The organism is Azospirillum sp. UFLA03-27, from assembly GCF_059803775.1.
In genome coordinates this window covers 1-2093 of the sequence record NZ_JAUQTX010000461.1, presented here as the reverse complement: position 1 = coordinate 2093, position 2093 = coordinate 1, and the positions used below count along the sequence as shown (strand labels likewise).

Annotated in this window: 3 protein-coding genes; all 3 read left to right on the top strand. The window is 69.4% G+C overall.

The genetic code is table 11. The annotated features are described in order from the left end of the window. Nucleotides 1-596 (top strand): hypothetical protein (locus tag Q4I23_RS32325; protein ID WP_498528953.1); only part of this gene is annotated, 596 nt, incomplete at its 5' end. Nucleotides 597-668: 72 nt separating this feature from the next. Then, entirely contained in the window at nucleotides 669-1019 is a 351-nt protein-coding gene (locus Q4I23_RS32320) for a hypothetical protein (protein ID WP_038526986.1), read from the top strand. An 87-nt stretch (nucleotides 1020-1106) separates the two neighbouring features. After that, the gene (locus Q4I23_RS32315; protein WP_498528952.1) at nucleotides 1107-1931 is read left to right on the top strand and encodes a hypothetical protein; all 825 of its coding nucleotides are present in this window, start codon (nucleotides 1107-1109) and stop codon (nucleotides 1929-1931) included. Nucleotides 1932-2093 lie beyond the last annotated feature (162 nt).

The window sequence follows — 2093 nt, the reverse complement described above, 5'->3', positions numbered from 1 at the left end:
GTTATAGTCTCGTGGGCTCGGAGATGTGTATAAGAGACAGCCCCTACTGTGGCCCAGGCCACAGCGGCGGGGGCGGCATCCGCCTACCCTCTCTTCCACGGACATCGAGCCACACACGGCCCCACACCCTGGAGGAGACCCAGCCCATGCGCCGCCTGACCCTGATCGCCGCCGCTGCCGCCACGCTGCTCGCCGCCCCCCACGCCTTCGCCAACGACCTCAAGACCGGCGGCATGCCGGTCAACCCGATGATGATGCAGCCGGGCTTCGGCAGCCCCTTCGCTGCGGCGCCCTCCCTGTCCAGCACCAACGTCGGCGTCGCGACGAACCTCGCGGCGGGGATCGGCAACAAGGCAAAGCAGAACGTCTTCACCATGCAGCAGGGCACCGGCGGGTCGCTGGTGAACACCAACGTCGGCGTCGCCACCAACGTCGCCGCCGGCATCGGCAACAAGGCAAAGCAGAACGTCACCGGCGTCACCTTCGGCTTCGGCAAGGGTGGCCTGCTCGACACCAACGTCGGTGTGACGACCAACGTCGCCGCCGGCATCGGCAACGCCGCCGGGCAGAATCTGTTTGGTCTCAAGGCGCAGTGACCCACCCCATCCGGCGCCGCCGATCCGCAAGGCGGCGCCCCTTTCCGGATTCCTCACTGGAGGACTGCCGTCATGCTCCGCTTCGCCCTGCCGGTCTTCGGTGCGCTCGCCGCCATCCTGGCCCTGGCCGGAACCCCGCAGACCGCCGCCGCCGAAAACCTCGCCTGCCAGACGGTCAACGGGAAGACGGTGTGCAGCCGCGGCTCGGGCTCGCTGTCGTGCCAAACGGTCAACGACCGGACGACCTGCGTGACCGGGCCGGGCGCGCTAACCTGCGAGACCGTCAACGGCCACACCGCCTGCCGCCGCGGCCCGTCGCAGCCGGACCTTAAGCCGATGCCGATGCCGCCGATGCCCCCGCAGGCCGCTCCGATGCCCGATCACCCCTTCGGCAAGAACTTCCCTTTTGAGGAAGAGGCGTAAAGCGCCCCGACTGTGGCCCGCCTCACAGCGGCTCCCCGGTCGGCCACCCTAGGATCAGCGCACACCGCCGAACAGAGGAGCCCCGCCATGATCCGCATCCGCCGCTACGCGCCGCTGCTGTCCGGCCTCGCCACCCTGGCGCTGCTGGGCGGAACCGCCGCCGCCCAGGACGCGGGCGGCTTCTCCGTGAACCCGCAGTTGGGCGCGGCGGTCGGCATGTCGATGGGCATGGGCATGGGGATGCCGCCGCTGCTGCCACGTCAGCCCGTCTTCGTCAACGCCGCCCAGCGCGGCGCGCCTCCGGGGGCGACGGTAACCAACCCCAACGTCAGCCGGCAGGCCAAGCATCAGCAGGCCATTGCCAAGATCCGCGGCGACGCCGGCTTCCTGGGCGGCTTCAACAAGGGCCAGGCGCTGGCCGCCAGCCGCCAGCCGCCGCCGGAACCCATCGTGCCGAACTTCACCTTCATCGACGCGCCCTTCATCGTGAACAACTTCGACAGCTCGCTGGCCCTGTCCTTCGGCGACAGCAACGTGACGGAACAGTTCATCTTCCAGGGCGCGGATGGCTCCGGCGGTGGCGGCAGCGGTGGCGTCGCAGAGCAGGCTGCCCCGCAGGCCTCCACCGGCCAGGCGCCCGCACCGGTCCAAGCCGCCGCTCCAGTGCCGGCCAAGGCTCCGGCGCCAAAGCCCCAGCCGGGCGTGACCACCGGAAACGGCGGCCCGCCGCCCGAGGGCTTCTTCGACCCGGTGATGAGCAACTTCGGCCCGCTGCCGCATCTGCCCGCGGCTCTGGCCAGCGGCGGCATCCAGTTCAACAACGTCGGCAGTGCCTTCAACGCCGCCATCGGTCAGGGCAACCTCGCCACCCAGCAGATCACCAGCATCCAGGGCAAGAAGGGCAAGCGCTGAGACGCTGGAAAAGAAAAACCCCCTCGCCGGCGGCAAGGGGGTTTTTCTCCGTTCAAAGTCGAGAGGTTACGCGGCGACCGGCTCGTTGGCGGCCTTGGCCGGGGTGGCGGTGGGCTGGACCCTGTCTCTTATACACATCTGACGCTGCCGACGATTATACGC

What these genes read in the sequence shown, in the direction of transcription:
- Q4I23_RS32315 (WP_498528952.1), top strand. Translation starts at nt 1,107, where the DNA reads ATGATCCGCATCCGCCGCTACGCGCCGCTGCTGTCCGGCCTCGCCACC.
- Q4I23_RS32320 (WP_038526986.1), top strand. Translation starts at nt 669, where the DNA reads ATGCTCCGCTTCGCCCTGCCGGTCTTCGGTGCGCTCGCCGCCATCCTG.